General features: G+C 60.8%; 25 protein-coding genes and 1 pseudogene. 10 read left to right on the forward strand and 16 right to left on the reverse strand.

From position 1 onward, the window contains the following. Positions 1 to 61 precede the first annotated feature (61 nt). From PF1751_RS22635 to ffh, 8 genes are all read right to left on the reverse strand, one after another. A complete protein-coding gene (locus tag PF1751_RS22635) occupies positions 62 to 793 on the reverse strand; it encodes a thioredoxin fold domain-containing protein (RefSeq protein WP_010207987.1) in 732 nt (243 codons plus the stop codon). 141 nt (positions 794 to 934) lie between these two features. Further along, positions 935 to 1,831, reverse strand: coding sequence for a site-specific tyrosine recombinase XerD (xerD, locus tag PF1751_RS22640; protein ID WP_044287822.1), 897 nt, complete (start codon positions 1,829 to 1,831; stop codon positions 935 to 937). A 143-nt stretch (positions 1,832 to 1,974) separates the two neighbouring features. Then, complete coding sequence (locus PF1751_RS22645; RefSeq protein ID WP_010207985.1) at positions 1,975 to 2,388, reverse strand: acyl-CoA thioesterase; 414 nt, start codon at positions 2,386 to 2,388, stop codon at positions 1,975 to 1,977. Positions 2,389 to 2,470: 82 nt separating this feature from the next. Next, positions 2,471 to 2,821: a 50S ribosomal protein L19 gene (gene rplS, locus PF1751_RS22650; RefSeq protein WP_003175895.1), complete on the reverse strand. Its 351-nt coding sequence runs from the start codon at positions 2,819 to 2,821 to the stop codon at positions 2,471 to 2,473. A gap of 45 nt (positions 2,822 to 2,866) precedes the next feature. After that, entirely contained in the window at positions 2,867 to 3,640 is a 774-nt protein-coding gene (gene trmD / locus PF1751_RS22655; protein WP_016977714.1) for a tRNA (guanosine(37)-N1)-methyltransferase TrmD, read from the reverse strand. Then, entirely contained in the window at positions 3,622 to 4,158 is a 537-nt protein-coding gene (gene rimM, locus PF1751_RS22660) for a ribosome maturation factor RimM (protein ID WP_010207983.1), read from the reverse strand. The genes trmD and rimM overlap by 19 nt, the downstream gene beginning before the upstream one ends. Before the next feature lie 5 nt (positions 4,159 to 4,163). Beyond that, positions 4,164 to 4,415 (reverse strand): 30S ribosomal protein S16, encoded by a 252-nt coding sequence (gene rpsP, locus PF1751_RS22665; protein WP_003175899.1) that lies wholly within the window; start codon positions 4,413 to 4,415, stop codon positions 4,164 to 4,166. A gap of 250 nt (positions 4,416 to 4,665) precedes the next feature. Then, entirely contained in the window at positions 4,666 to 6,042 is a 1,377-nt protein-coding gene (ffh, locus tag PF1751_RS22670; RefSeq protein ID WP_010207982.1) for a signal recognition particle protein, read from the reverse strand. Positions 6,043 to 6,262: 220 nt separating this feature from the next. Here ffh and PF1751_RS22675 point away from each other — a divergent pair, with 220 nt between their 5' ends. From PF1751_RS22675 to PF1751_RS22685, 3 genes are all read left to right on the forward strand, one after another. Next, positions 6,263 to 7,075: a cytochrome C assembly family protein gene (locus PF1751_RS22675; protein WP_016977712.1), complete on the forward strand. Its 813-nt coding sequence runs from the start codon at positions 6,263 to 6,265 to the stop codon at positions 7,073 to 7,075. A 12-nt stretch (positions 7,076 to 7,087) separates the two neighbouring features. Then, on the forward strand, positions 7,088 to 8,326 hold the full coding sequence (locus tag PF1751_RS22680; protein ID WP_044287827.1) for a transporter associated domain-containing protein: 1,239 nt from the start codon (positions 7,088 to 7,090) through the stop codon (positions 8,324 to 8,326). 356 nt (positions 8,327 to 8,682) lie between these two features. After that, complete coding sequence (locus PF1751_RS22685) at positions 8,683 to 9,996, forward strand: MFS transporter (protein ID WP_010207979.1); 1,314 nt, start codon at positions 8,683 to 8,685, stop codon at positions 9,994 to 9,996. Positions 9,997 to 10,101: 105 nt separating this feature from the next. Here PF1751_RS22685 and purT read toward each other — a convergent pair whose 3' ends face one another. The 5 genes from purT to PF1751_RS22710 all read right to left on the reverse strand — a co-directional run bounded on the left by purT (position 10,102) and on the right by PF1751_RS22710 (position 13,339). Continuing rightward, positions 10,102 to 11,283 (reverse strand): formate-dependent phosphoribosylglycinamide formyltransferase, encoded by a 1,182-nt coding sequence (purT, locus tag PF1751_RS22690; protein WP_010207976.1) that lies wholly within the window; start codon positions 11,281 to 11,283, stop codon positions 10,102 to 10,104. Between the two features lie 69 nt (positions 11,284 to 11,352). Continuing rightward, positions 11,353 to 11,820, reverse strand: coding sequence for a VUT family protein (locus PF1751_RS22695; protein WP_010207975.1), 468 nt, complete (start codon positions 11,818 to 11,820; stop codon positions 11,353 to 11,355). 140 nt (positions 11,821 to 11,960) lie between these two features. Further along, entirely contained in the window at positions 11,961 to 12,179 is a 219-nt protein-coding gene (locus PF1751_RS22700) for a DUF1289 domain-containing protein (protein ID WP_010207973.1), read from the reverse strand. Further along, complete coding sequence (locus tag PF1751_RS22705; RefSeq protein WP_010207972.1) at positions 12,176 to 12,700, reverse strand: gamma carbonic anhydrase family protein; 525 nt, start codon at positions 12,698 to 12,700, stop codon at positions 12,176 to 12,178. The genes PF1751_RS22700 and PF1751_RS22705 overlap by 4 nt, the downstream gene beginning before the upstream one ends. Positions 12,701 to 12,736: 36 nt before the next feature. Next, complete coding sequence (locus tag PF1751_RS22710; protein ID WP_010207970.1) at positions 12,737 to 13,339, reverse strand: CoA pyrophosphatase; 603 nt, start codon at positions 13,337 to 13,339, stop codon at positions 12,737 to 12,739. Positions 13,340 to 13,488: 149 nt separating this feature from the next. Between PF1751_RS22710 and PF1751_RS22715 the strand changes: the two genes are divergently transcribed. The 7 genes from PF1751_RS22715 to nagE all read left to right on the forward strand — a co-directional run bounded on the left by PF1751_RS22715 (position 13,489) and on the right by nagE (position 21,994). Further along, on the forward strand, positions 13,489 to 14,037 hold the full coding sequence (locus PF1751_RS22715) for an NUDIX hydrolase (protein ID WP_010207968.1): 549 nt from the start codon (positions 13,489 to 13,491) through the stop codon (positions 14,035 to 14,037). Between the two features lie 37 nt (positions 14,038 to 14,074). Continuing rightward, positions 14,075 to 14,578: a L,D-transpeptidase family protein gene (locus PF1751_RS22720; RefSeq protein ID WP_021492263.1), complete on the forward strand. Its 504-nt coding sequence runs from the start codon at positions 14,075 to 14,077 to the stop codon at positions 14,576 to 14,578. Between the two features lie 263 nt (positions 14,579 to 14,841). Next, positions 14,842 to 15,600: a GntR family transcriptional regulator gene (locus PF1751_RS22725; RefSeq protein ID WP_010207963.1), complete on the forward strand. Its 759-nt coding sequence runs from the start codon at positions 14,842 to 14,844 to the stop codon at positions 15,598 to 15,600. Between the two features lie 10 nt (positions 15,601 to 15,610). Continuing rightward, positions 15,611 to 16,717 (forward strand): N-acetylglucosamine-6-phosphate deacetylase, encoded by a 1,107-nt coding sequence (nagA, locus tag PF1751_RS22730; protein ID WP_010207962.1) that lies wholly within the window; start codon positions 15,611 to 15,613, stop codon positions 16,715 to 16,717. Further along, positions 16,698 to 17,720, forward strand: a complete 1,023-nt coding sequence (locus PF1751_RS22735) for an SIS domain-containing protein (protein ID WP_029529045.1) — start codon at positions 16,698 to 16,700, stop codon at positions 17,718 to 17,720. Before nagA ends, PF1751_RS22735 begins: the two co-directional genes overlap by 20 nt. A 29-nt stretch (positions 17,721 to 17,749) precedes the next feature. Next, a complete protein-coding gene (gene ptsP / locus PF1751_RS22740) occupies positions 17,750 to 20,260 on the forward strand; it encodes a phosphoenolpyruvate--protein phosphotransferase (protein WP_010207960.1) in 2,511 nt (836 codons plus the stop codon). A 27-nt stretch (positions 20,261 to 20,287) separates the two neighbouring features. Continuing rightward, positions 20,288 to 21,994 carry an N-acetylglucosamine-specific PTS transporter subunit IIBC gene (gene nagE / locus PF1751_RS22745; protein ID WP_042571208.1) on the forward strand — a complete coding sequence of 569 codons (1,707 nt, stop codon included), beginning with the start codon at positions 20,288 to 20,290 and terminating at the stop codon, positions 21,992 to 21,994. 71 nt (positions 21,995 to 22,065) lie between these two features. On the opposite strand, the gene PF1751_RS22750 is transcribed toward nagE, so the two are convergent. The 3 genes and pseudogenes from PF1751_RS22750 to PF1751_RS22760 form a co-directional block, all read right to left on the reverse strand. Beyond that, positions 22,066 to 22,353, reverse strand: coding sequence for a HigA family addiction module antitoxin (locus PF1751_RS22750; protein ID WP_010207958.1), 288 nt, complete (start codon positions 22,351 to 22,353; stop codon positions 22,066 to 22,068). Positions 22,354 to 22,367: 14 nt separating this feature from the next. Then, positions 22,368 to 22,645: pseudogene (locus PF1751_RS22755) on the reverse strand (type II toxin-antitoxin system RelE/ParE family toxin). 258 nt (positions 22,646 to 22,903) lie between these two features. Further along, a complete protein-coding gene (locus PF1751_RS22760; RefSeq protein WP_010207954.1) occupies positions 22,904 to 23,215 on the reverse strand; it encodes a YqfO family protein in 312 nt (103 codons plus the stop codon). Positions 23,216 to 23,218 lie beyond the last annotated feature (3 nt).

A 23,218-nucleotide genomic window follows, 5' to 3' on the forward strand; every position in this document is an offset into this window, starting at 1 on the left:
CAATTAATGGCCCGCCGACTTATCCGCGAGCCATGATCGTCAAAGGTTCGACGATGCTGGTTTATTTGGCACTCAGCGCCAGTTTGGCAACTTGTGGCGCTGGCTGGTAGCCCGGAATCACTTGGCCGTCCGCCAAAACGATAGCCGGCGTACCGTTCACGCCGATGGACTGGCCCAGGGCGAACTGCTTGGAAACCGGGTTGGCACATTTGGCCGCCTTGATTTCCTTGCCGTCGACCATCTTGTCCATGGCCGCTTTCTTGTCGGCCGAGCACCACACCGCTTGCAACTGCTCGTCACCCGGCGAGCCCAGGCCCTGGCGCGGGAACGCGACGTAGCGGACTTCCACGCCCAGCTTGTTCAGCGCAGGCACTTCGGCGTGCAGCTTGTGGCAGTACGGGCAGGTGGTGTCGGTGAACACGGTGATATGGGTCTTGGTCTCGCCGATGGCCGGGTAAACCACGGTTTCCGCTACCGGAATGCCGTTGATCAGCTTGGACACGCCCAGGCGCTCGGCTTTCTCGGTCAGGTTGACCGGCTTGCCGTCCTTCAGCTGGAACAGGTAGCCCTGGACGATGTACTGGCCGTCGGCACTGGCGTACAGCACGCGGCTGCCCTTGAGCTTGACTTCATACAGGCCGGCCATCGGGCTGGCGCTGATGCTTTCGATCGGGGTATCGAGTTGCAGGTTGGCCAGGCTCTTGCGGATGGTCTGCTCGGCAGCGTCATCGGCGAACGCAAAGGTGGAAACCAACGCAATGGCTGCGGCGGCAATAATCTGGGTCAAGCGCATGGGAACTCCTGAAGGCAGATGCAGGGACGGGAAGGAATACTGTTTGGAAAAACACAGCGCTGGGCCGTCCCCTTTGCTAACCGGCAAAGCCTACCACAGTTGGGCCGCAGGGCAGCCCGTGGCGGGACAAATTGGCGGTTTTCAGCCTCGCGGGTGGTGCTTGGCGTGCATATCCTGCAAGCGTGCACGCGCCACGTAGGTGTAGATCTGGGTTGTGGATAAGTCGCTGTGCCCAAGCAGCATTTGCACCACGCGCAAATCCGCCCCGTGGTTGAGCAAATGCGTGGCGAACGCATGGCGCAACGTGTGGGGCGACAAGGCCTTGCCGATGCCGGCGACCTTGGCCTGGTGCTTGATGCGGTGCCAGAAGGTCTGCCGGGTCATCTGCTCGCCGCGCAGGCTGGGAAACAACACGTCGCTGGGGCGTCCGCCAAGCAGCTCACTGCGGGCATCACGCATGTAGCGCTCGACCCACACAATCGCCTCCTCGCCCATGGGCACCAGCCGCTCCTTGCTGCCCTTGCCCATCACCCGCAGCACGCCCTGACGCAGGTTGACTTGCTCCAGGGTCAAGCTGATCAACTCGGTCACCCGTAGGCCGCAGGCGTACAGCACTTCGAGCATCGCGCGGTCGCGCTGGCCGATGGCTTCGCTCAGGTCCGGGGCCGCCAACAAGGCTTCCACGTCGGCTTCTGACAGAGATTTAGGAAGAGGCCTACCTAGTTGTGGCATGTCGACTTGGAGAGTCGGATCGACTGCTATCAGTTTTTCACGCAACAGATAGCGATAAAAGCCACGCACCCCAGAGAGAAATCTTGCGGTGGAACGGGGCTTGTAGTTTTGCTCAAGGCGCCAGGCCAGGTGGTCGAGAATCAGCTCGCGGCCAGCGTTGACCAACTCAAGGTTTTTTTCCTGCAGCCAGCCGTTGAACAGGGCCAGGTCGCTGCGGTAAGCCTGACGCGTGTTGTCCGACAGGCCTTTTTCCAGCCACAGGGCGTCGAGGAAGCGGTCGATCAGGGGGTGGTCAATGGCGGGCATATGGGCTCAAGCTGATGACTGGAGTGTCGGGTAGATCCTATCGCAGGCAAGCCAGCTCCCACATGAGTTTTGTGTCTTGCCTGATCGATTGAACAACACTGATTCAATGTGGGAGCTGGCTTGCCTTCGACAGCGGTTCAGGATCAGTCAACAAACCCAGGCAATACCGGGACAGGCCGCTTGTCGGCATCAATCGCGACAAAGCTGAACACGCCCTGGATCGCCTTTTCGCGACCATCAGCACTCATGCTCTCGACGAATACTTCCACCTCGACCTTGAGGCTGGTGTTACCGACTTTGATCACACGGCCAATCAGCTCAACGATGGAGCCTGCCGGGATCGCGTGATTGAAGTCGATACGGTCAGTAGACACCGTTACCAGCGGCAAGCGGCAAAAGCGCGTGGCGGTAATGAACGACACTTCATCCATCCACGCCAAGGCGGTGCCGCCAAACAAGGTGTTGTGGTGGTTGGTGGTCGGCGGAAAAACGGCCTTGGTCACGTGAGTCACGGAAAGGTCGGTACGGCGCTGGATTTCTTCGAAGCGGGTGGTCATGCATAAATACCGGTAAATAGACAAATTTCAGGCACAAAAAAGCAGCCCGTAGGCTGCTTTTTTCTGCATCGGGAAGCTGGACTTAAGCCAGTTTTTCCTTGATGCGAGCTGCTTTACCGGACAGGTCACGCAGGTAGTACAGCTTGGCTTTACGTACGTCACCGCGACGCTTGACGGCCATGCTGTCGATTTGCGGGCTGTAGGTCTGGAAAGTACGCTCTACGCCAACACCGTTGGAGATTTTACGAACAGTGAAAGCACTGTTCACACCACGGTTACGCTTGGCGATTACCACGCCTTCGAACGCTTGCAGACGCGAACGGTCGCCTTCCTTCACTTTCACCTGAACGACAATGGTGTCGCCCGGGGCAAAGGTAGGGATCTCTTTGGTCATCTGCTCTGCTTCGAGTGCAAGGATGATTTTGTTAGTCATGCTGTGCTCCTAAGGTAAGTCAATGGACCTACCATCGATACGTTGTTAACTATCGTCCCGCGCGAGGATGTATTCCTCGAGCAGCTTCTTCTCTTCTCCAGAAAGCGAGCGGCTTTCCAGAAGATCGGCGCGTCGTTCATAGGTCCGACCAAGGGACTGCTGTAAACGCCAACGCCGGATGTGTGCGTGATTGCCACTTAGCAATACGTCGGGAACACGCTGATCCGCATACACCTCCGGTCGGGTGTAGTGCGGGCAATCCAGCAAACCATCCGTGAAGGAGTCTTCCTCCGCGGAGTCCGCATGCCCTAAAGCTCCAGGCAGCAGTCGTGTAACCGCATCTATCAGGACCATCGCCGGCAGCTCGCCGCCAGACAGAACATAGTCCCCAATCGACCACTCTTCATCGACATGAGCTTCAATAAACCGCTCGTCAATGCCTTCATAGCGACCGGCAATCAGGATCAGTGCTTCCTCATTCGCCAGTTCGCGGACCCCAGCCTGTTTCAGCTGACGGCCTTGAGGGGACAGGTAAATTACCTTCGCCTTCTCCCCGGCGGCGGCCTTGGCCTGAACCAATGCGTCTTCCAGGGGCTTGATCTTCATCACCATGCCCGGGCCACCGCCAAATGGGCGATCGTCCACAGTGTGATGTCGATCCGTCGTGTAGTCTCGCGGGTTCCAACAGGTGAGCTGCAACAGCCCCTGTTTCACCGCCCGACTGGTGATGCCGTACTCGCTGATGGCGGAAAACATCTCGGGAAACAAACTGATCACTTCAATGCGCAAATTAGCCACGCTTAGAAGTCCGCGTCCCATTCCACCTTCATCTCGCCCGCGGCCAGGTCGACGGCCAACACGCATTGCGCCGTATAGGGCAACAGACGTTCGCGATCATCCAGGCTGCCAGCGCAAGGCTTGACCACCATTACATCATTGGCGCCGGTTTCCAGAAGATGATCGATTTTCCCGAACAATTGCCCGAGTTGATCAATAACCTTCAGACCTTCCAGCTGGTACCAGTAGTACTCGCCGTCGGTCAATTCAGGGAACAGGTTGCGCGGCACGCAGATCTCATAACCGGCCAGAAGACGAGCTTCCTCACGATCATCAAGACCCTTGAGCTTTGCGACCAGGAACTTATCGCTCCCGCGTCCACTGACCAGCTCAACCTGCTTCACACTACCCTCGCGCTTGAGCGTCCAGGTCTTGTACTGCAACAGGTTTTCAGTCGGATCAGTAAAGGAATACACCTTCACTTCGCCGCGAACGCCATGAACAGAGTAAATCTTGCCGATAACGATCAAATCATCAGCAACAGCTGGCGTCGCGTTCATATTGCTCAGGCTGCGGCCTTAGCCGAGTCCTTCAACAGTTTTGCTACGCGCTCGGATGGCTGTGCACCCACGCTCAGCCAGTAGGCTACGCGCTCTTGGTTCACGGACAGACGAACTTCTTGACCACGAGCAACAGGGTTGAAGAAACCAACCTGTTCCTTGTGCGAACCGTCGCGCGGGTTGCGGCTGTCGGTTACGGTCAAGTGGTAAAACGGGCGCTTTTTGGAGCCGCCAAGGGCAAGACGGATTGTTAGCATGTGAACATCGTTCCTGTAGTCGGTGCTGCAAATCTAAATGCACAGCGGGCATAGGTGCCCGAAAGGCCGCATATTCTAAGGAATATCCGGACTTTTGCAAATGTCTTTTTCTGGCGCCTATCAGCGTGCCACTCAGATCTGCTATAGAGCCGTCGGTTAAAACGGCGAGTCAGCGCCCGCCAACGGCGGGTTTGCTGGAGATCCCACGTCCCTGTGGGTCGGAGCGCAAGCGTGCTTGCGCGCGAATACTTTACATTTTCGGCATGCCACCGCCGGGCAACATACCGCCCATGCCGCGCATCATCTTGGCCATTCCGCCCTTGGCAGAGAATTTCTTCATCATCTTCTGCATCTGCTTGTGCTGCTTGATCAAGCGACCGATGTCCTGCACCTGGGTGCCGGAACCCATGGCGATCCGACGTTTGCGCGAACCGCTGATCAGCTCAGGGTCACGGCGCTCGGCCGGGGTCATGGAGTTGATGATGGCTTCCATCTGCTTGAATTGCTTCTCTGCCGCGCCCTGGGCATTGCCCATCTGCGCCAGGTTCACACCGCCGATGTTCGGCAGTTTGTCCATCAGGCCGCCGAGGCCGCCCATGTTCTTCATCTGCTGCAGCTGGTCGCGGAAGTCTTCGAGGTCGAAGCCCTTGCCCTTCTTCAGCTTCTTGGCCAGTTTGTCGGCCTTGTCCTTATCGAGCGTGGCTTCGGCCTGCTCGATCAGGCTGAGCACGTCGCCCATACCGAGGATGCGCGAAGCAATACGCTCAGGATGGAACGGTTCGAGCGCGTCGCTCTTCTCGCCCATACCGATGAACTTGATCGGTTTGCCGGTGATGGCACGCACCGACAGCGCAGCACCGCCACGGGCGTCACCGTCGACCTTGGTGAGGATCACACCGGTCAGGGGCAACGCGTCGCCGAAGGCCTTGGCGGTGTTGGCCGCATCCTGGCCGGTCATGGCGTCGACCACGAACAGCGTCTCGACCGGGTTGATCGCGGCATGCAACGCCTTGATCTCGCCCATCATCTCTTCGTCGATGTGCAGGCGACCGGCGGTATCGACGATGACCACGTCGATGAACTTGAGCTTGGCTTCTTTAATAGCCGCGTTGGCGATGTCGACCGGCTTCTGGCTCAGGTCGGACGGGAAGAAGGTCACCCCTACTTCGCCGGCGAGCATTTCCAGCTGTTTAATAGCAGCCGGACGGTATACGTCGGCCGACACCACCATCACGGACTTCTTCTTGCGCTCTTTAAGGAAGCGCGCCAGCTTGCCGGCGGTGGTGGTCTTACCCGCACCTTGCAGACCGGCCATCAGCACAACGGCAGGTGGCACGGCACTGAGGTTCAGGTCTTCGTTGGCCGCGCCCATCAGGCTTTCGAGTTCGGCCTGGACGATCTTCACAAACGCCTGGCCCGGGGTCAGGCTGCGGGACACTTCGGTGCCCACCGCGCGCTCTTTGACCGAGTTGACGAAGTCCTTCACCACCGGCAAGGCCACGTCGGCTTCCAGCAACGCCATGCGCACTTCACGCAGGGTGTCTTTAATATTGTCCTCGGTCAGCTTGGCCTTGCCGGTTACATGGCGCAGCGTCTGCGAGAGACGGTCAGTCAGATTTTCAAACATGCGCGATCCTTTCAGGCCCTATTCATAGACCGAGGTAATGGCGGCCCAGGCTGTGGTAAATCGCTATTAAAAACAGCGCTCGGCGAGCCTGCGGCGTGGGCAGGTCGCGGATTATAGCGAAGACTGCCGCCATGCACACCCGCTGTCTGGCCTGAGAGTCTTTCGTGTTACGCGGGGGTATGCCAAACTCAGCGCCTTTCGGGCTTGCCTAACAGGATTTATGCTCCCTTTGTCACCCAGTTTGCTACCCAGCCTCGCCGCCGCCATCTTGTATGCCGCTGCGACTCTCTATCAGGGCACTCGTCTGGCCCAAGGCGCCAAGGCGGACAAACGCCTGCTCGTAGGCCTTGGCGTTCTCGCCCTGCTGGCCCATGCTGCCAGCCTGTTTACCCATTTGATGACACCCGTCGGCCTGGGCCTGGATTTTTTCAGCGCCGCCAGCCTGATCGCGGCCGCTGTCATCGCGCTGACCTTGCTGGCCTGCTACCGGATTCCCGTCGAGAATCTGCTGGTGCTGTTATTCCCGCTGGGAATGCTGACCGTGTTGATGGCGCAATTCGCCCCTACCGGCACGGTGCAGGTCATTGATGAAGAGCCGGGCATCCTCGCGCACATCCTGCTGTCGATCCTGGCGTACGGCATGTTCACCATCGCGGTGTTCCAGGCCCTGCTCCTGCTGCTGCAGGACCACCAGCTCAAGCACAAGCATCCCTCGGGGCTGATCAAGAACTTCCCGCCGCTGCAAACCATGGAAAGCCTGCTGTTCGGCTTCCTGTGGGCCGGTTGGACCCTGCTGTCACTGTCGCTGATCTCCGGCTGGCTGTTCGTCGAAAACCTGTTCGCCCAGCACCTGGTGCATAAGACCCTCCTGGCGTGTCTGGCCTGGGTGGTGTTCAGTGTGTTGCTGTGGGGCCGCAACCGGCTCGGCTGGCGCGGGCACAAGGCAATTCGCTGGACCCTGGCGGGCTTCTGCCTGCTGATGCTGGCCTATTTCGGCAGCAAGCTGGTCCGCGAATATATCCTGCACATCTGACGGGCAGCGATCATGGACAACTTGCCCCAGGAGCCGATGCTCGCGGTAATCGCCCTGCTGGTCTTATGGGCCGCACTGTTCACCGCCATTGAGGCCGCGCAACAACACCTGCTGGCCCTGCGCCCCGGTACACGCCAGGGTGACAAGGCAGCCGCCCGGCTAAGCTTCCCACGCCACAGCCTGATCCTGTGCAACAGCCTGTGTCGCGCCGCCGTGGTGATCCTCTGCACGCTACTGGCGATCTACGCCTGGGCGCAGAACGGGCCCTGGCTCGGCTGGATGATTTCCTGCGCAATCCTGTTGATTCTGGCCGATTACCTGCCCCGTGCCCTCGCCGTCCGCCATCCGCAAGCCGTGCTGGGCTTTGGCAACACGCTGCTGGGCGTGCCGCTGAAAATCCTCTACCCGCTGGCCTGGCTGCTCAATGGCATCAGCCTGTTGCTGCTGCGCCCATTCGCACGTAAATCCGGCGTGGTGAAAAAGAGCGACGAACCGCTGCCCGACCATGACGATGAGCCAGAGCCCGAGTCCGACGAAAGCCGCACCCCAGGCATGCCCGGCATCCACGCCCTGGACAACATCACCGTCAACGACATCCTGGTGCCACGCAGTGAAGTGGACGGCATCAACCTGGATGACTCGATCGAAGAGATCATCGAGCAATTGCGCACCTCCCAACGTACGCGCCTGCCGGTGTTCCACAGCGACATCAACCAGGTCCAGGCGGTGCTCAACACCCGGCAGATCCAGCACCTGCTGCCCGACGCCAGCCTGACCAAGGAAGCGTTGCTCGCCGCCTGCCACGAACCCTACTTCGTCCCGGAAAGCACACCCCTGCAACTGCAGCTGCTGAACTTTCACAAGCAACAACGCCGCCTGGGCATGGTGGTGGATGAATACGGCGAAGTGCTGGGTATCGTGACCCTGGAAGACATCCTCGAAGAAATCGTCGGTGAATTCGAAAGCGAGCAGAGTGCTGACAACCCGCATATCGAGCCCCAGCCGGACGGCCGCTACATCATCGATGGCGCCGCCTCGATCCGCGAGCTGAACAAAAGCCTGAACTGGCACCTGCCCAGCGACGGCCCCAAGACCCTCAACGGCCTGGTCACCGAAGCACTGGAGACCATCCCGGATTGCGCGGTCTGCCTGAAAATCGGTCGCTACCGCCTGGAAATCCTCGAGACCGAGGACAACCGCGTGAGCAAGGTGCTGATCTGGCACACCAGCCGGATGCCGGTCGCTGCCTGAATCAACTCGGTCCATGTGGGAGCTGGCTTGCCTGCGATGCAAACACCTCGGTCATGAAAGCGAGGTGATCTTATCGCAGGCAAGCCAGCTCCCACATACACCCCACTCCAAACCGTAGATCCTCGCCAGCCCCCCCCCCTTGTTGTATGTTCAACCCCCTTCCTATAATCGGGGCGGCTTACCAGAGCCGCGCCTGACCGCGTGCTACCCGCACCCCGCGTGTCCAAGCACCGCTTTATCGTGTCTGACCGGCGTTCGCTCCCATCCCGAGCCTTCCCGCGCACAACCCTGATCCATGGGTGATCGACCAATAATAATCCGCGTCCAAACGCGCAATGACCATCAGGGACACTACCATGAGCACCACCTACAACGAGGCCGCGCCCGCCGCCGCCCCGACCAACTCGACCGCACGAGTTGCCACGGCGAGCATCGTCGGCACCGCCATCGAGTTCTACGACTTCTATATCTACGCCACGGCAGCTGCGCTGGTGATCGGGCCAGTGTTCTTCCCGCAGACCTCCGGTACCGCGCAGATGCTGGCGTCGTTCCTGACCTTCGGTATCGCCTTCATCGCCCGTCCGCTGGGCTCGGCACTGTTCGGCCACTTTGGCGACCGCATCGGGCGTAAATCGACCCTGGTGGCCTCGCTGCTGCTGATGGGCGTCTGTACGACGCTGATTGGCTTGCTGCCCGGCTATGACAGCATCGGGGCCTGGGCGCCGATCCTGCTGTGTGTGCTGCGCTTCGGCCAGGGCCTGGGCTTGGGCGGTGAATGGGGCGGCGCGGCGCTGCTGGCGACCGAGAACGCGCCCAAGGGCAAACGCGCCTGGTTCGGCATGTTTCCGCAACTGGGCCCATCGATCGGCTTTCTGGCAGCCAACGGCTTGTTCCTGATCCTGGCCATGAGCCTGAGCGACGAACAGTTCCGCAGTTGGGGCTGGCGCATCCCGTTCATCCTCAGCGCTGCGCTGGTGATGGTTGGCCTGTACGCGCGGCTGAAGCTGCATGAGACGCCGGTGTTCGCCAACGCCGTCGCCAAGGAAGCCCCGGTCAAGGTGCCGCTGGTGGAATTGTTCAGCCAGCATTGGCTGCCGGTGTTGCTGGGCGCTGCGTCGATGGTGGTGTGTTATGCACTGTTCTACATCACCACTGCGTTTTCCCTGAGTTATGGCGTCTCCACCTTGGGCTACAGCCGTGAGACCTTCCTCGGCCTGCTGTGCTTTGCAGTCTTGTTCATGGGCCTGGCGACGCCGTTGGCAGCCTTGGCCAGTGACCGTTTCGGACGCAAGCCGGTGCTCATCGTCGGCGCGCTCCTGGCAATCCTGTCGGGCTTCACCATGGAGCCGCTGCTGACTCACGGTTCGACTTGGGCGGTGGCTTTGTTCCTGGCCTTGGAGCTGTTCCTGATGGGCGTGACCTTCGCGCCGATGGGCGCCATGCTGCCGGAACTGTTCCCGACCCGTGTGCGTTATACCGGTGCTTCGGCGGCGTATAACCTGGGTGGGATCGTGGGCGCGTCGGCCGCACCGTTCTTCGCGACCAAGCTGGTGGCGATGGGTGGGCTGAGTTATGTCGGTGGGTATGTATCGGCGGCAGCGTTGCTCAGCTTGATTGCTGTGCTGTGCCTGAAAGAGACGCGGGATAACGATTTGAACAAGGTTGCCTGATAGACCGCTTTCGCGAGCAAGCCCGCGCCCACATTGTGATCAGTGCCAGACTTGGCAATGCGATCGAATGTGGGAGCGGGCTTGCTCGCGAAGGGCGCGACGCGGTTACAGCTCTACAACAACCGCCTTCGAAGCACGGGTCGCCTTCGCTCGAGCCGCTTCAATCGACTCATCCCGCGCCAACGCTACACCCATCCGACGCTGCCCATTCACTTCCGGTTTGCCAAACAGACGCAACGCCGTGTCCGGCTCGCTCAGCGCAGCGCCCAGGTTGGCGAACGCCGTCTGGGTCGACTGCCCTTCCACCAGGATCACCGCCGAGGCCGACGGCCCGAACTGACGGATCAACGGGATCGGCAAGCCCAGAATGGCGCGCGCATGCAGCGCAAACTGCGACAGGTCCTGAGAAATCAAGGTCACCAAACCGGTGTCATGCGGACGCGGCGAAACTTCGCTGAACCACACCTGATCACCCTTGATGAACAACTCCACACCAAACAGGCCACGACCACCCAGGGCCTCGGTCACGGCTTTGGCAACGCGCTCGGATTCTGCCAGGGCAATCGGGCTCATGGCTTGTGGCTGCCAGGATTCCTGATAGTCGCCCTTCTCCTGACGGTGACCCACCGGCGCACAGAACGTGGTGCCGCCGATGTGGCGCACGGTCAGCAGGGTGATTTCGTAGTCGAAGTCGATAAAGCCTTCGATGATCACGCGGCCTTTACCGGCACGGCCACCTTCCTGGGCGTAATCCCAGGCTTTCTGCACGTCGTCGGGGCTGCGCAGCAGGCTCTGGCCCTTGCCCGACGAACTCATCACCGGCTTGACCACGCACGGGAAGCCCAGGTCCTGGACGGCCTTGCTGTAATCTTCGAAGGTATCGGCGAAGTGGTACGGCGAGGTCGGCAGGTCCAGCTCTTCGGCGGCAAGACGGCGGATGCCTTCGCGGTTCATGGTCAGCGAGGTCGCGCGCGCGGTCGGAATCACAGTGAAGCCTTCGGCTTCCAGTTCCACCAGGGTGGCAGTGGCGATGGCTTCGATTTCCGGAACGATGAAATGCGGCTTCTCGGCCTCGATCACCGCACGCAGGGCGGCGCCGTCGAGCATGTTGATCACGTGGCTACGGTGCGCAACCTGCATGGCCGGCGCATTGGCGTAGCGATCCACGGCAATCACTTCAACGCCCAGGCGTTGCAGTTCGATTACCACTTCCTTGCCCAGCTCACCGCAGCCACACAACAAAACGCGGGTCGCGGTTGGCGACAATGGAGTTCCGATTCGGGTCATCTCAGGTCCTCAGGGGAGCGGATCATTGGGAGAAAGGCCGGCATTTTACATGAACTGCAGGAATTGGCCTCAGTTGACGACGGCCCGCTTGCGGATACGCCAGGCCATGATCAGCCACACGACCGTGACCCCGGCGAACTTCGACACCAGCGCGGTGCCCGCCACTGCCGGCGTGAGCGCGCCGATAAGGCCGAAGAAGATAAAGGTGTCGAGGGGAATGCTCAGCGCCGAACTTATCCACAGGCGATCGTGCAGCGGGCGTTTGGTGATGCTGAACACGAGCCAGTCGATGCACTCGGATACCGCAAACGCCGTGGCGCTGGCCAGGGCGATGGCCGGGTCGGACGTGACATACGACAGCACCAACGCCGCCAGCATGGCGATGATCGCTCCGTGACCGAAGCGGGTTTGCACCATGTCGCGCAGGATGAAGACCAGGCCACCCCAGGCCGACCAGATGACGTCCAGGTGCGGGGCGGTGGAAAAGGCAAAGTTGATCAGCACGACGCTGCTGATGTAGGCGATCAGGAAGAGCATGGGGCGAGGGACCTGTGAACAAGGGCCACAGGTTACTTCACATTCAGAAATATGTCGTCTGGGAGGGCCTCATCGCAGGCAAGCCGGCTCCCACATTTTGAATGCATTCATGTGGGAGCTGGCTTGCCTGCGATAGCGGTCTATCCGCCGCCAGATTTCCCGGAAGCCATAAACACCAATCCACTCGCCACCGCCCGCTCATGGCACAACCCCAACACGACCCGGCGCTCGGCGTTATCCATGCGGCTCCAGCGCGTAATTTCATCTACGGTACGCTGGCAGCCGGTGCAAATATCGTCATCGTCCAACGCGCAGATACTCACGCACGGCGAGGCGACGGGGCGTTCAATCGGGTTCATTCTTCCTGCTCTACCAAATCCCGCGCATAACGCTGAGAGTTATGCACATAGTGCGCAGCGCTGGCTTCGAGCATGCGTTTCTGCGCGTCGGTCAATTCACGCACCACTTTGCCCGGCGAGCCCATCACCAGTGAACCATCGGGGATTTCCTTGCCTTCGCCGATCAGTGAATTGGCGCCGATGATGCAGTGCTTGCCGATCTTGGCGCCGTTGAGGATCACCGCGTTGATACCGATCAGGCTGTAATCATCCACCGTGCAACCATGCAGCATCGCGTTATGACCGATGGTCACACCGGTGCCCAGGGTCAGCGGGTAGCCCATGTCGGTGTGCATCACACTGCCATCCTGCACGTTGCTGTTCTTACCGATCAGGATCAGTTCGTTGTCGCCACGCAACACCGCGTTGAACCAGACGTTGGCGCCCTCCTCCAGCTTGACCTTGCCCACCAGCGTGGCATTCGGTGCCACCCAGCTCTGAGGGTGAGTCTCGACGCGGGCGTCGCCCAGGCGGTATTTCATGGTGTTTCCTCACGGCATTGCCATTCAAGCGATGGCTTAGATGTTGATGAAACTCTTGGGGGGCTGGTGCAGGCTGATCTGGGCGTCGTCATAGAGCAGATTGATCAACTCGACGATCATGATCGCCGTCAGCCCCCAGATCTTGTATTCGCCGAACCGATAACTGGGCACGTACCAACTACGTCCCTGGTAATCGATCCTGTGGGTATGTTCGCGCGGGTCCTGTCGGAAGAAGTCCAACGGCACGCTAAAAACGGCGGCGATCTCGGCATCGTTGGCCAGGTATTCGACGTAGTCGGGGATGACGCCGACATACGGCGTAACCCGAATACCGTGCAGGGAGATCAATGGGCTCAATGGGCCAATGACCTCCACAAGGCCGGGTGGAAGGCCTATCTCTTCTTCGGCTTCACGTAGCGCGGTGAAAATCAGGTCCGGGTCTTCGGGGTCGCGGCGCCCGCCAGGAAAGGCCACTTCACCGCCGTGGGTCGACAAGCCGCTGGCACGCAGGGTCAGGATCAGCTCAGGTTCGTCACTGCGGGTAATCGGCACCAGCACCGCGGCCTCGGGGAAACGCCCATCGGTTTCCAGCGTGTGGGGGGTGTGATTGGTTACCCGGCGAAGTAGCTCGTCCAGCATGAGTCATCTCGGTCTGTTGGCTACCTTGCATCATGCACCAAAGCACGCGGGCGCCCAACCCCAAAACCCGCGTGGTGTCGCTAAACGACAACTTGTTGCAGCGCCCTGCCCGTCACGCCAAGATAGACGCACTTTCCAGGAACCCCAGCATGAATTTCTGCAGCCAGTGCGGTAAACCGGTTACCCAACGCATCCCCGAAGGCGACGGCCGCTTGCGCTTTGTGTGCGATCACTGCTCGACCATTCACTACCAGAACCCCAATATCGTCGCTGGCACCGTGCCAGTGTGGGGCGATAAAGTGCTGTTGTGCCGCCGCGCCATCGAACCGCGCCTGGGCTACTGGACCCTGCCCGCCGGTTTCATGGAAAACGGCGAGACGGTGGAACAGGCCGCCATGCGCGAAACCTTGGAAGAAGCCTGCGCCCGCGTGCACAACATGAATATTTACACTCTGATCGACGTGCCACATATCAACCAGGTGCATATCTTCTACCGCGCCGACCTGCTCGACCTGGAGTTTGCCGCCGGCCCCGAGAGCCTGGAAGTGCAGTTGTTCGACGAAGCCGACATCCCTTGGTCCGAGCTGGCTTTCCGCACGGTCGGGCGTACCCTAGAATGCTTTTTCGCTGACCGCAGGCTTCAGTCGTACCCGGTGCGCAGCGAGGCCGTGCCGCCGCTGGGCAAGCCCGCCCAATAACACTCCGGCAGATGGCCTTTAAGGGGATACCGTTTTAATGCGTTGGTTGCTTGCTCTTATCTGCCTGTCGTTCGCTACCCTGTCATCGGCCTCCACGGTGCAAACCCTGGGCGGCAAGCCTGTCGAAAAAGTCCTGGTGCTCAAGTCCGCCCACCAATTGCAGCTGATCAACGACGGCAAGCCGTTCAAGACCTACCGCATTTCCCTGGGCAAGAACCCCAAGGGCCATAAGCTGATCGAGGGTGATCGCCGCACGCCGGAAGGCCTCTACTGGATCGACTGGCGCAAGACCAGCGACCGCTTCAACCTCGCCATGCACATTTCCTACCCGAACATCAGCGACGCCGCCCGTGCCCGCCGCGAAGGCGTGAGCCCCGGCAGCATGATCATGATCCACGGCACGCCGGATACCGAGGATTACCCGGAACAATGGTTCCACACCCTGGACTGGACCGACGGCTGCATCGGCATGCGCAACGTGGATATGCGCGAAGTGTGGAACCTGGTCAAAGACGGCACCCTCATCGAGATTCGTCCGTAATCTCGTACCGTTCGTAAAATAATTCGAAAATATTTCCCGCCCTGCCCCGCACCCGCGGGTGAATACCAGTTCACTCCCGCGGGCTTTGCAGTTCTGCGCGCGATATAGACCTCTCTAATACCACTTGATACCAAGCCCAATTGCAGCGCCCTGAAACCGGCGTTTGCACCGTTTTGGCTGCATTGACATGGTATTTAAGTGGTATTAATTTCCGGCCAATACCGGGCGACAACACTCCAATAACCGCATCGGAAACCTGACAGATGAATCCCATCCTGGGCCTGCGCCCCGACGACAAACAATCCACGCCGCTGTACCTGCAATTGGCGCGCAAGCTCGAAGCGGCGATCCATGCCGGCCAGTGGACGTCCGAACAGGCACTGCCATCGGAACGGGCTCTCAGTGAGCAACTGAGCATTTCCCGGGTCACCGCCCGCAAAGCCCTCGAAGTGCTGTTCGACCAAGGCCTGATTCGCCGCAGCCAGGGTTCCGGCACCTTTATCACGCCGCGCCTGGAACAACCGCTGTCACGCTTGTCGGGCTTCAGTGAGATGTTGCGCCTCAAAGGCTTTGTGCCCAGCTCGCAATGGCTGGAACGCGACATCACCCCGCCGACCCACGAAGAACTGATCCGCCTGTGCCTGTCGACCAGCGACAAAGTGGCGCGACTCAAGCGCCTGCGCAAAGCCGATGACACCGTGATGGCGATCGAAATGACCGTCGTCCCAGCCTCGGTGCTGCCGCAGCCGCAAGCCCTGGGCAGTTCGTTGTACGAATACTTTGAAAGCATCGGCAAACCTATCGTCCGCGCCTTGCAGCATGTGCAGGCGATCAACGCCTCGGACGAGTTCGCGCGCCTGGTGGGCATCGCCCCCGGCACCGCCATGCTGCTGATGACCCGGGTTGGCTACACCGCCGACAACACGCCGATCGAAATCACCGACACCTACTGCCGCAACGACTACTACGACTTCGTCGCAGAACTGCGCCGCCACGACTATTCCGCTGAACTGCGAATTTAGAGAACTGCCCATGTCCGAAGACAACATCCTCACGCCCGACGGCTGGATTCGCGGCCGCCTGGTGCACGAGCACGGTAAGGTGATTGCGATTGAAGGCACACCGTGCGACCCGGCTGAAAACGACTTGCCCTACCTGCTGCCGGGCTTTATCGACCTGCACGTGCATGGCGGTGGCGGCGCAGACATCATGGAAGGCGGCGCGGCTTTCGAAACCATCACCCGCACCCACGTGCGCTTTGGCACCACGTCGTTGCTGGCCACCACCATGACCGCACCGGTGGAGGAAATCTCCCGCGTGCTCGGTCAGCTCGGCACGTTCTGCGAGCGGCGCCCTGCAGGCAGCGCCCGTGTACTCGGCGTACACCTGGAAGGGCCCTACATCAATCCCGGAAAACTCGGCGCCCAACCTAACTTCGCCCACACCGCACTGATGGCCGAAGTCGAAGCCTACCTGCGCCTGGCACCGATCCGCGTGATCACCATCGCGCCGGAGATCGCCGGCCATGACGGTCTGATCCGCGCCCTCAGCGAACGCGGCGTGCGCATGCAGATCGGCCACACCCTGGGCAGCTACGAAGAAGGCGTCGCCGCCCTCGCCGCCGGCGCCACCAGCTTTACCCATTTGTATAACGCGATGAGCCCGTTGCATCACCGCGAACCGGGCATCGTCGGCGCCGCCCTGGCTCATGCCAAATTTGCCGAACTGATCCCGGATCTGCTCCACGTTCACCCCGGTGCCATGCGTGTGGCCCTGCGCTCGATCCCGTGCCTGTACTGCGTCACCGACTCCACCGCCGCCGCCGGCATGCCCGACGGCGAATACAAGCTGGGCAGCCATACCGTGACCAAATGCCTGGGCGGCGTACGCCTGGCCGACGGCACCCTGGCCGGCAGCACCCTGACCATGGACCAGGCGCTGCGCAATCTGGTGAAAATCGGCCTGCCCATCAGCGAAGCCTCACAACGCCTGTCGCAATTTCCTGCGGACTACCTGGGCCTGGAAGAACGCGGCCGCTTGCAACCCGGCAGCTTCGCCGACTGCGTGCGCCTGGACCGCTCCCTGACACTCACCGACGTAATGGTCGAAGGAGAAACCATTGACTTCAAAAATGCTTGAAGAGGCCCTGGCCTCCTGCGACGCCGTCGCCGCTCAACTGCAACGCCTGGACCCGCTGCTGGAAGAAGTCGCCGGCCGCCTGCGCCGCCAGCCGCCGCAAGTGGCGATGACCATCGCCCGTGGCAGCTCGGACCACGCCGCGAGTTACTTCGCCTACCTGGCCATGCAGCATGTAGGCATTCCGGTGGCGTCGTTGCCGATGTCGGTGGTGACCTTGTTGCAAGCGCCGATGAAAGTCAGCGGCCAAGTCGCGTTTGGCTTCTCCCAGTCGGGCCAGAGCCCGGACCTGGTCAACAGCCTGCGCCTGCTGCGCAAGCGCGGTGCCCTGAGCATTTCGCTGGTCAACGCCGAAGACTCGCCGCTGGAAGCCGCCTGCGAATTCCATGTGCCGCTGTGCGCCGGGCCGGAACAGAGCGTGGCCGCCACCAAAAGCTTTATCGCCACCCTCAGCGCCAGCGCGCAGTTGATCGGCCACTGGAATCAGGAAACCGAGTTGCTGCAAGCGTGCCGCGCCCTGCCCGATGACCTGCGTGCCGCTGCCAAGCAGGATTGGACGGTTGCCATCGAGGCCCTGCGCGACTGCCAGCAACTGATGGTCATCGGCCGTGGCGCCGGTTTTGCCATTGCCCAGGAAGCCGCACTCAAGCTCAAGGAAACCTCGGCGATCCAGGCCGAAGCCTTCAGCAGCGCCGAAGTGCGTCACGGCCCGATGGCCCTGATTGGCGACAACTACCCCCTGCTGGTCTTCGCCCCGCGCGGCGCCGAGCAAGCCGGCTTGCTGAGCCTGGCCGCCGACATGCGTCAACGCGGCGCCCGCGTGCTGCTCGCCGCACCGGATGATATCGCCGAGCGCGACCTGACCCTGAGCCGCGCCGAACACCCGACCCTGGACCCGATCCTGGCGATTCAGAGTTTCTACATCATGGCTGCAGGCCTGGCGGTCGCTCGGGGCATGGACCCTGACCAGCCGCGCCACCTGAGCAAAGTTACCCGCACTCACTGAGTGGCGTTTTCCTGATGAGTACCGTGCCCATGTCCTACAACAATAATGAATTGACCCTCAGCGCACCGTTAAGCGGGCCAGTGCTGACCCTGGGCAACGTTCCCGACGAAGTGTTCGCCAGCGGCGCGATGGGCGATGGTATTGCTATCGACCCCTTGAACGATTGCCTGTACGCGCCCTGTGACGGCGTGATCATCCATGTCGCGCGTACCGGGCACGCCCTGACGATTCGCGCCGAGAACGGTGCCGAGGTGCTGATGCACGTGGGCATCGACACGGTGGAACTGAATGGCGAAGGCTTTGCCTTGCTGGTCAAGGACGGCGCACGGGTGAGCAAGGGCCAGGCGTTGGTGCAGTTTGACCTGGACCGCATTGCGCGTCAGTGCAAGAGCCTGGTCAGCCTGATCATCCTGACCAATGGCGAGCGCTTTGAATTGCGTGCGGTGGCCGGGCAAAAGGTCAAGGTCGGCGAGCCGTTGTTGCAGATCGTGGCGCGTTCGGCGGCAGCGGTTCAAACCGCTGTGGATAACTCGGAAGCTGACGTCAGCGCCAGCGTACGCATCACGCATCGTGGCGGTTTGCACGCGCGTCCGGCAGCGTTGATTCGCAAGACCGCCCAGGACTTCAGCAGCCAGGCACAGCTGCATTTCGGTGATAAATCGGCGTCCTGTGACAGCCTGATCGGCTTGATGGGCCTGGGTATTGGCGAAGGGGACGAAGTACGCGTGACCTGTCGCGGCAAAGACGCCGAAGCCGCATTGCAGGCATTGGTCGCGGCGTTGTCAGCCGTCATCAAGGAAGAACACCACGTCCCTGTCGTTGCCCCCCCACGCCGAGCGCATACCGAAGCCGGCGTGCTGCAAGGTGTGTGTGCTGCGCCGGGCCTGGTCTGCGGGCCGTTGTTCCGCCTGACCGGCATCGAATTGCCGGCAGACGTCGGCAACCACTCTGCCGACGAACAACTGCAACACCTGGACACCGCCCTGGAGCAAGTACGCAGCGAAATTCGCAGCACTCTGGCGCATGCCCGCCAGCGCAAGAACGTCGAGGAAGAGGACATCTTCGCCGCCCACCTCGCTCTGTTGGAAGACCCCAATCTGCTGGAAGCCGCGACCCGTTCAATTGAACAAGGCAGCGCAGCCACCCATGCCTGGCGCGATGCAATCCAGGCGCAATGCGCGGTGTTGCTGGCCCTGGGCAAACCACTGTTTGCCGAACGTGCCAACGATCTGCGGGATTTGCAGCAACGCGTATTGCGCGCGCTGCTCGGTGAAGCCTGGCATTTCGAATTGCCCGCCGGATCGATTGTCAGCGCCCATGAACTGACCCCGTCTGACCTGCTGCAACTGAGTGCGCAACACGCCGTCGGCATTTGCATGGCCGAAGGCGGCGCCACATCCCACGTGGCGATTCTGGCCCGCGGTAAAGGCTTGCCCTGTGTGGTGGCGTTGGGCGCCGAAGTTCTCGACGTGCCCCAAGGCCAACGCGTGGTACTCGACGCCGTCAACGGCCGTCTGGAATTGGAGCCCACCGAAGCGCGTCACGCCGAAGTGCACCAGATTCGCGACGCGCAGAAACTGCGGCGCCAGCAGCAACAGGCCCAAGCCCAGGAGCCGGCGCGCACAACGGATGGCGTGAGTATCGAGGTCGCCGCGAATGTCGCCTCCAGCGCCGAAGCCCAGGTGGCGTTTGAAAACGGTGCCGATGGGGTCGGCCTGCTGCGCACCGAGTTTCTCTTCGTCGACCGCCGCACCGCACCGGATGAGCAGGAACAACGCCACGCCTACCAAGCCGTGCTGGATGCCATGGGCGACAAGTCAGTGATCATCCGCACCATCGACGTGGGCGGCGACAAGCAACTCGACTACCTGCCGCTGCCGGTCGAGGCCAACCCGGTGCTGGGCCTGCGCGGTATCCGCATGGCCCAGGTGCGCCCGGAGCTGCTAGACCAGCAACTGCGCGCGCTGCTGCAAGTGTCTCCACTGGAGCGTTGCCGCATTCTATTGCCGATGGTCAGCGAAGTGGATGAGCTGCTGCAGATCCGCCAGCGCCTGGATGAGCTGTGCGTGGAGTTGGAGCTGACCCAGCGCCCCGAACTGGGGGTGATGATCGAAGTGCCCGCCGCTGCGCTGATGGCCGAACACTTGGCCAAGCATGCGGACTTCCTGTCCATCGGCACCAATGACCTGTCCCAGTACACCCTGGCCATGGACCGCGACCACGCCGGCCTCGCCGCTCGGGTCGATGCCCTGCACCCGGCGCTGCTGCGGCTGATCGCCCAGACCTGTGCAGGCGCGACGAAACACGGGCGTTGGGTCGGCGTATGTGGCGCCCTCGCCTCCGACCCGTTGGCTACGCCGGTATTGGTGGGACTGGGGGTCAGCGAGCTGTCGGTGAGCCCGCCGCAGATCGCAGAAATCAAGGACCGCGTCCGCCACCTGGACGCGGCGCAATGCCGGCAACTGAGCCAAGGCCTGCTCGACCTGAGCAGTGCCAAGGCCGTTCGCCAAGCCTGTCAACACCACTGGCCGCTGAGCTGACAACAACAAGAAAAAAGGAGTCTCGCCATGTACCAACATTTCATCGAAGGCCTGCAACGCCTGGGCCGTGCACTGATGCTGCCGATCGCGATCCTGCCGATCGCCGGCCTCCTGCTGCGACTGGGCGACACCGATCTTTTGAACATCGCGGTGATGCACGACGCGGGGCAGGCGATCTTCGCCAACCTGGCGCTGATCTTCGCCATCGGCATCGCGGTGGGTTTTGCCCGCGACAACAACGGCACGGCCGGTTTGGCCGGTGCGATTGGTTACCTGGTGATGGTCTCCACGCTCAAGGTCATGGACACGTCCATCAACATGGGGATGCTCGCCGGTATCGCCAGCGGCCTGATGGCGGGTGGGCTGTACAACCGCTTCAAGGACATCAAGCTGCCGGAGTATCTGGCGTTCTTTGGCGGGCGACGGTTTGTGCCGATTGTCACCGGCTTTTCGGCAGTTGGGCTGGGCGTGATCTTTGGTTTGATCTGGCCGCCGATCCAGCACGGCATCAATAGCTTTGGCGTGTTGCTGATGGAAAGCGGCAGCCTGGGCGCCTTTGTGTTTGGCGTGTTCAACCGCCTGCTGATCGTTACCGGGCTGCACCATATCCTCAACAATATGGCCTGGTTTGTATTCGGCAGCTTCACAGACCCAGTGACCGGCGCGGTAGTGACCGGCGACCTGACCCGCTACTTCGCCGGCGACCCCAAAGGCGGCCAATTCATGACCGGCATGTTCCCGGTGATGCTGTTCGGCCTGCCCGCCGCGTGCCTGGCGATGTACCGCAACGCCTTGCCCGAGCGCCGTAAAGTGATGGGCGGGATTTTCCTGTCCATGGCGTTGACCTCGTTCTTGACCGGGGTGACCGAGCCGATTGAATTTGCGTTCATGTTCCTCGCACCGTTCCTGTACCTGATCCACGCGGTGCTGACGGGCCTGTCGATGGCAGTCACCAATATGTTGAATATCCACCTCGGGTTTACCTTCTCCGGTGGGTTTATCGACATGGTGCTGGGTTGGGGCAAGTCCACCAATGGCTGGCTGGTATTCCCGGTCGGCCTGGCCTATGCGCTGATCTACTACAGCGTGTTCAACTACTGCATCCGTCGTTTCAACCTGAAGACACCGGGCCGGGAAGATACCCAGGTGGTGCAGGCTGAAGCGATGAGTGATAACCAGCGGGCCACGGCTTACATTCAGGCGCTGGGTGGTGCGCAGAATCTGCTGAGCGTCGGCGCCTGCACCACGCGCCTACGGTTGGACATGGTTGATCGTAACAAAGCGGTGGATGCGGAGCTGAAAGCGCTGGGTGCCATGGCAGTCGTTCGACCAGGTAACGGCGGCAGCTTGCAGGTGGTGGTCGGGCCGATGGCGGACAGTATTGCTGATGAGATTCGCTTGGCGATGCCAGGGTTTGTTGCAGCAGCGCCTGTAGTGGTTGCGCCTGTGGAAAAGCCAGTTGCAGTGAATGTTCAGGAGGCCGAGAAATGGCTGAATGCGCTGGGTGGCCGAGGGAATGTGCGCCAGCTGGAAGCGGTGGCGATGACCCGGTTGCGGGTGGAGTTGGGGGATGATTCGGGGTTGTCTGAAGCTGATCTCACCGCACTGGGTTGCCAAGGTGTGAGCCAGCTGGAAAGCGGTGTTTGGCACCTGTTGATTGGTGACAAGGCCACAGGATTGGGTGAGGCACTTGAGCGGTTGGTCGGTGCTCAGCAGATCGGGGCGAGCGCTTAAAGCTTCATCGTTTGAAAAGGCCTCTTCGCGAGCAACGAAAACCCGGCTAACGCCGGGTTCTTTAATCTCGGTTACTCAATCCGAGCAAACCGCTCAATAACAGGCTGTTCTCTATGCTCCGCCTGCCACAGGTCATAACTGCTCTGCATTGAAAGCCACATCTGGGCCTTGCTGATGCCTGCGCGCTCAAGCCGTACAGCGAGATCAGGGCTAACAGGCGCATGCCCATGAAGAATTCTTGAAAAGGTTTCCCTCGCGAAACCCAGGCGTCGAGCCACCTCAGTGATCGTCATCCCCAGCCCGGGAATAACATCCTCAAGCAGTATTTCCCCTGGGTGAGGAGGATTGTGCATCCCCATAAGCAGACCCCTTCTCAGTGGTAATCCAGATAGTCGACCAGCTCGACTTGATCGTCATACATGCGAAAAATGATGCGCCAGTTACCACTGATGCTCACTGACCAGCAGTCGACAAGATCCCCCTTCAAGCGATGGAAGCGCCCACCTGGCAGTTCCAGATCGCCCCAATGAGTCGCGCTATCTAAAATCAGCAAGACACGGCGCAAGCGATGCACGTGGTTGGCGTTGATCCCTTTCGTTGAGCCCGTTTCATAAAGATGCGAAGGCCTTTATGTTTCCAACTAACGATCATGGCGCGATTGTGATGTGATACATCACGCCATGCAATAGCCGCATATCAGTTCTGGTCGTCAGACTCATAACATTCCACCACTGAGACAATGCAAAGCAGGGAGGCTAGGGAGATGGGTGCCGAGGGACAACCTGAACGGTTTGTAGGAAAGTGTCTGAGCAGACGCCTTCGCGAGCACGTCGAATAGGCCCTCACAGCCAACAAAAAACCCGCTGGCCAAACTGGCCCAGCGGGTTTCTTGTTTATACAGCGAGCGAATTAAAAATCCGCCAACTGCCACACCTCATACGCCGGTGTCTCATACGGATGGCTAAGCTTGAGTGCAGCCACGACAGCCACGATCAACTCATCCGCCACCACCAGCTCAACCTTCCACTCTTCAACGCCTTCAACCTGGCCCACCTGCCCGATAAACGGCTGACTGCCGTCCAACGCGCGAAATTGGCCCTGACCCAGCACTTGCCAGGCGCAGCTGTCATAGTTGCCGATGCGCCCACCGCCAGCGGCGAAGACGGCGGTTTTCACCGTCTCCACGTGGCTGTCGGGCACGAAGAAGCTGAGCTTGTACACGGC

The organism is Pseudomonas simiae (genome assembly GCF_000934565.1).
Taxonomy (GTDB): domain Bacteria; phylum Pseudomonadota; class Gammaproteobacteria; order Pseudomonadales; family Pseudomonadaceae; genus Aquipseudomonas; species Aquipseudomonas simiae.

Coding starts and splice junctions, on each gene's coding strand:
- PF1751_RS22635 (WP_010207987.1), bottom strand. CDS start 793: ATGCGCTTGACCCAGATTATTGCCGCCGCAGCCATTGCGTTGGTTTCC.
- xerD (WP_044287822.1), bottom strand. CDS start 1,831: ATGCCCGCCATTGACCACCCCCTGATCGACCGCTTCCTCGACGCCCTG.
- PF1751_RS22645 (WP_010207985.1), bottom strand. CDS start 2,388: ATGACCACCCGCTTCGAAGAAATCCAGCGCCGTACCGACCTTTCCGTG.
- rplS (WP_003175895.1), bottom strand. CDS start 2,821: ATGACTAACAAAATCATCCTTGCACTCGAAGCAGAGCAGATGACCAAA.
- trmD (WP_016977714.1), bottom strand. CDS start 3,640: ATGGGACGCGGACTTCTAAGCGTGGCTAATTTGCGCATTGAAGTGATC.
- rimM (WP_010207983.1), bottom strand. CDS start 4,158: ATGAACGCGACGCCAGCTGTTGCTGATGATTTGATCGTTATCGGCAAG.
- rpsP (WP_003175899.1), bottom strand. CDS start 4,415: ATGCTAACAATCCGTCTTGCCCTTGGCGGCTCCAAAAAGCGCCCGTTT.
- ffh (WP_010207982.1), bottom strand. CDS start 6,042: ATGTTTGAAAATCTGACTGACCGTCTCTCGCAGACGCTGCGCCATGTA.
- PF1751_RS22675 (WP_016977712.1), top strand. CDS start 6,263: ATGCTCCCTTTGTCACCCAGTTTGCTACCCAGCCTCGCCGCCGCCATC.
- PF1751_RS22680 (WP_044287827.1), top strand. CDS start 7,088: ATGGACAACTTGCCCCAGGAGCCGATGCTCGCGGTAATCGCCCTGCTG.
- PF1751_RS22685 (WP_010207979.1), top strand. CDS start 8,683: ATGAGCACCACCTACAACGAGGCCGCGCCCGCCGCCGCCCCGACCAAC.
- purT (WP_010207976.1), bottom strand. CDS start 11,283: ATGACCCGAATCGGAACTCCATTGTCGCCAACCGCGACCCGCGTTTTG.
- PF1751_RS22695 (WP_010207975.1), bottom strand. CDS start 11,820: ATGCTCTTCCTGATCGCCTACATCAGCAGCGTCGTGCTGATCAACTTT.
- PF1751_RS22700 (WP_010207973.1), bottom strand. CDS start 12,179: ATGAACCCGATTGAACGCCCCGTCGCCTCGCCGTGCGTGAGTATCTGC.
- PF1751_RS22705 (WP_010207972.1), bottom strand. CDS start 12,700: ATGAAATACCGCCTGGGCGACGCCCGCGTCGAGACTCACCCTCAGAGC.
- PF1751_RS22710 (WP_010207970.1), bottom strand. CDS start 13,339: ATGCTGGACGAGCTACTTCGCCGGGTAACCAATCACACCCCCCACACG.
- PF1751_RS22715 (WP_010207968.1), top strand. CDS start 13,489: ATGAATTTCTGCAGCCAGTGCGGTAAACCGGTTACCCAACGCATCCCC.
- PF1751_RS22720 (WP_021492263.1), top strand. CDS start 14,075: ATGCGTTGGTTGCTTGCTCTTATCTGCCTGTCGTTCGCTACCCTGTCA.
- PF1751_RS22725 (WP_010207963.1), top strand. CDS start 14,842: ATGAATCCCATCCTGGGCCTGCGCCCCGACGACAAACAATCCACGCCG.
- nagA (WP_010207962.1), top strand. CDS start 15,611: ATGTCCGAAGACAACATCCTCACGCCCGACGGCTGGATTCGCGGCCGC.
- ptsP (WP_010207960.1), top strand. CDS start 17,750: ATGTCCTACAACAATAATGAATTGACCCTCAGCGCACCGTTAAGCGGG.
- nagE (WP_042571208.1), top strand. CDS start 20,288: ATGTACCAACATTTCATCGAAGGCCTGCAACGCCTGGGCCGTGCACTG.
- PF1751_RS22750 (WP_010207958.1), bottom strand. CDS start 22,353: ATGGGGATGCACAATCCTCCTCACCCAGGGGAAATACTGCTTGAGGAT.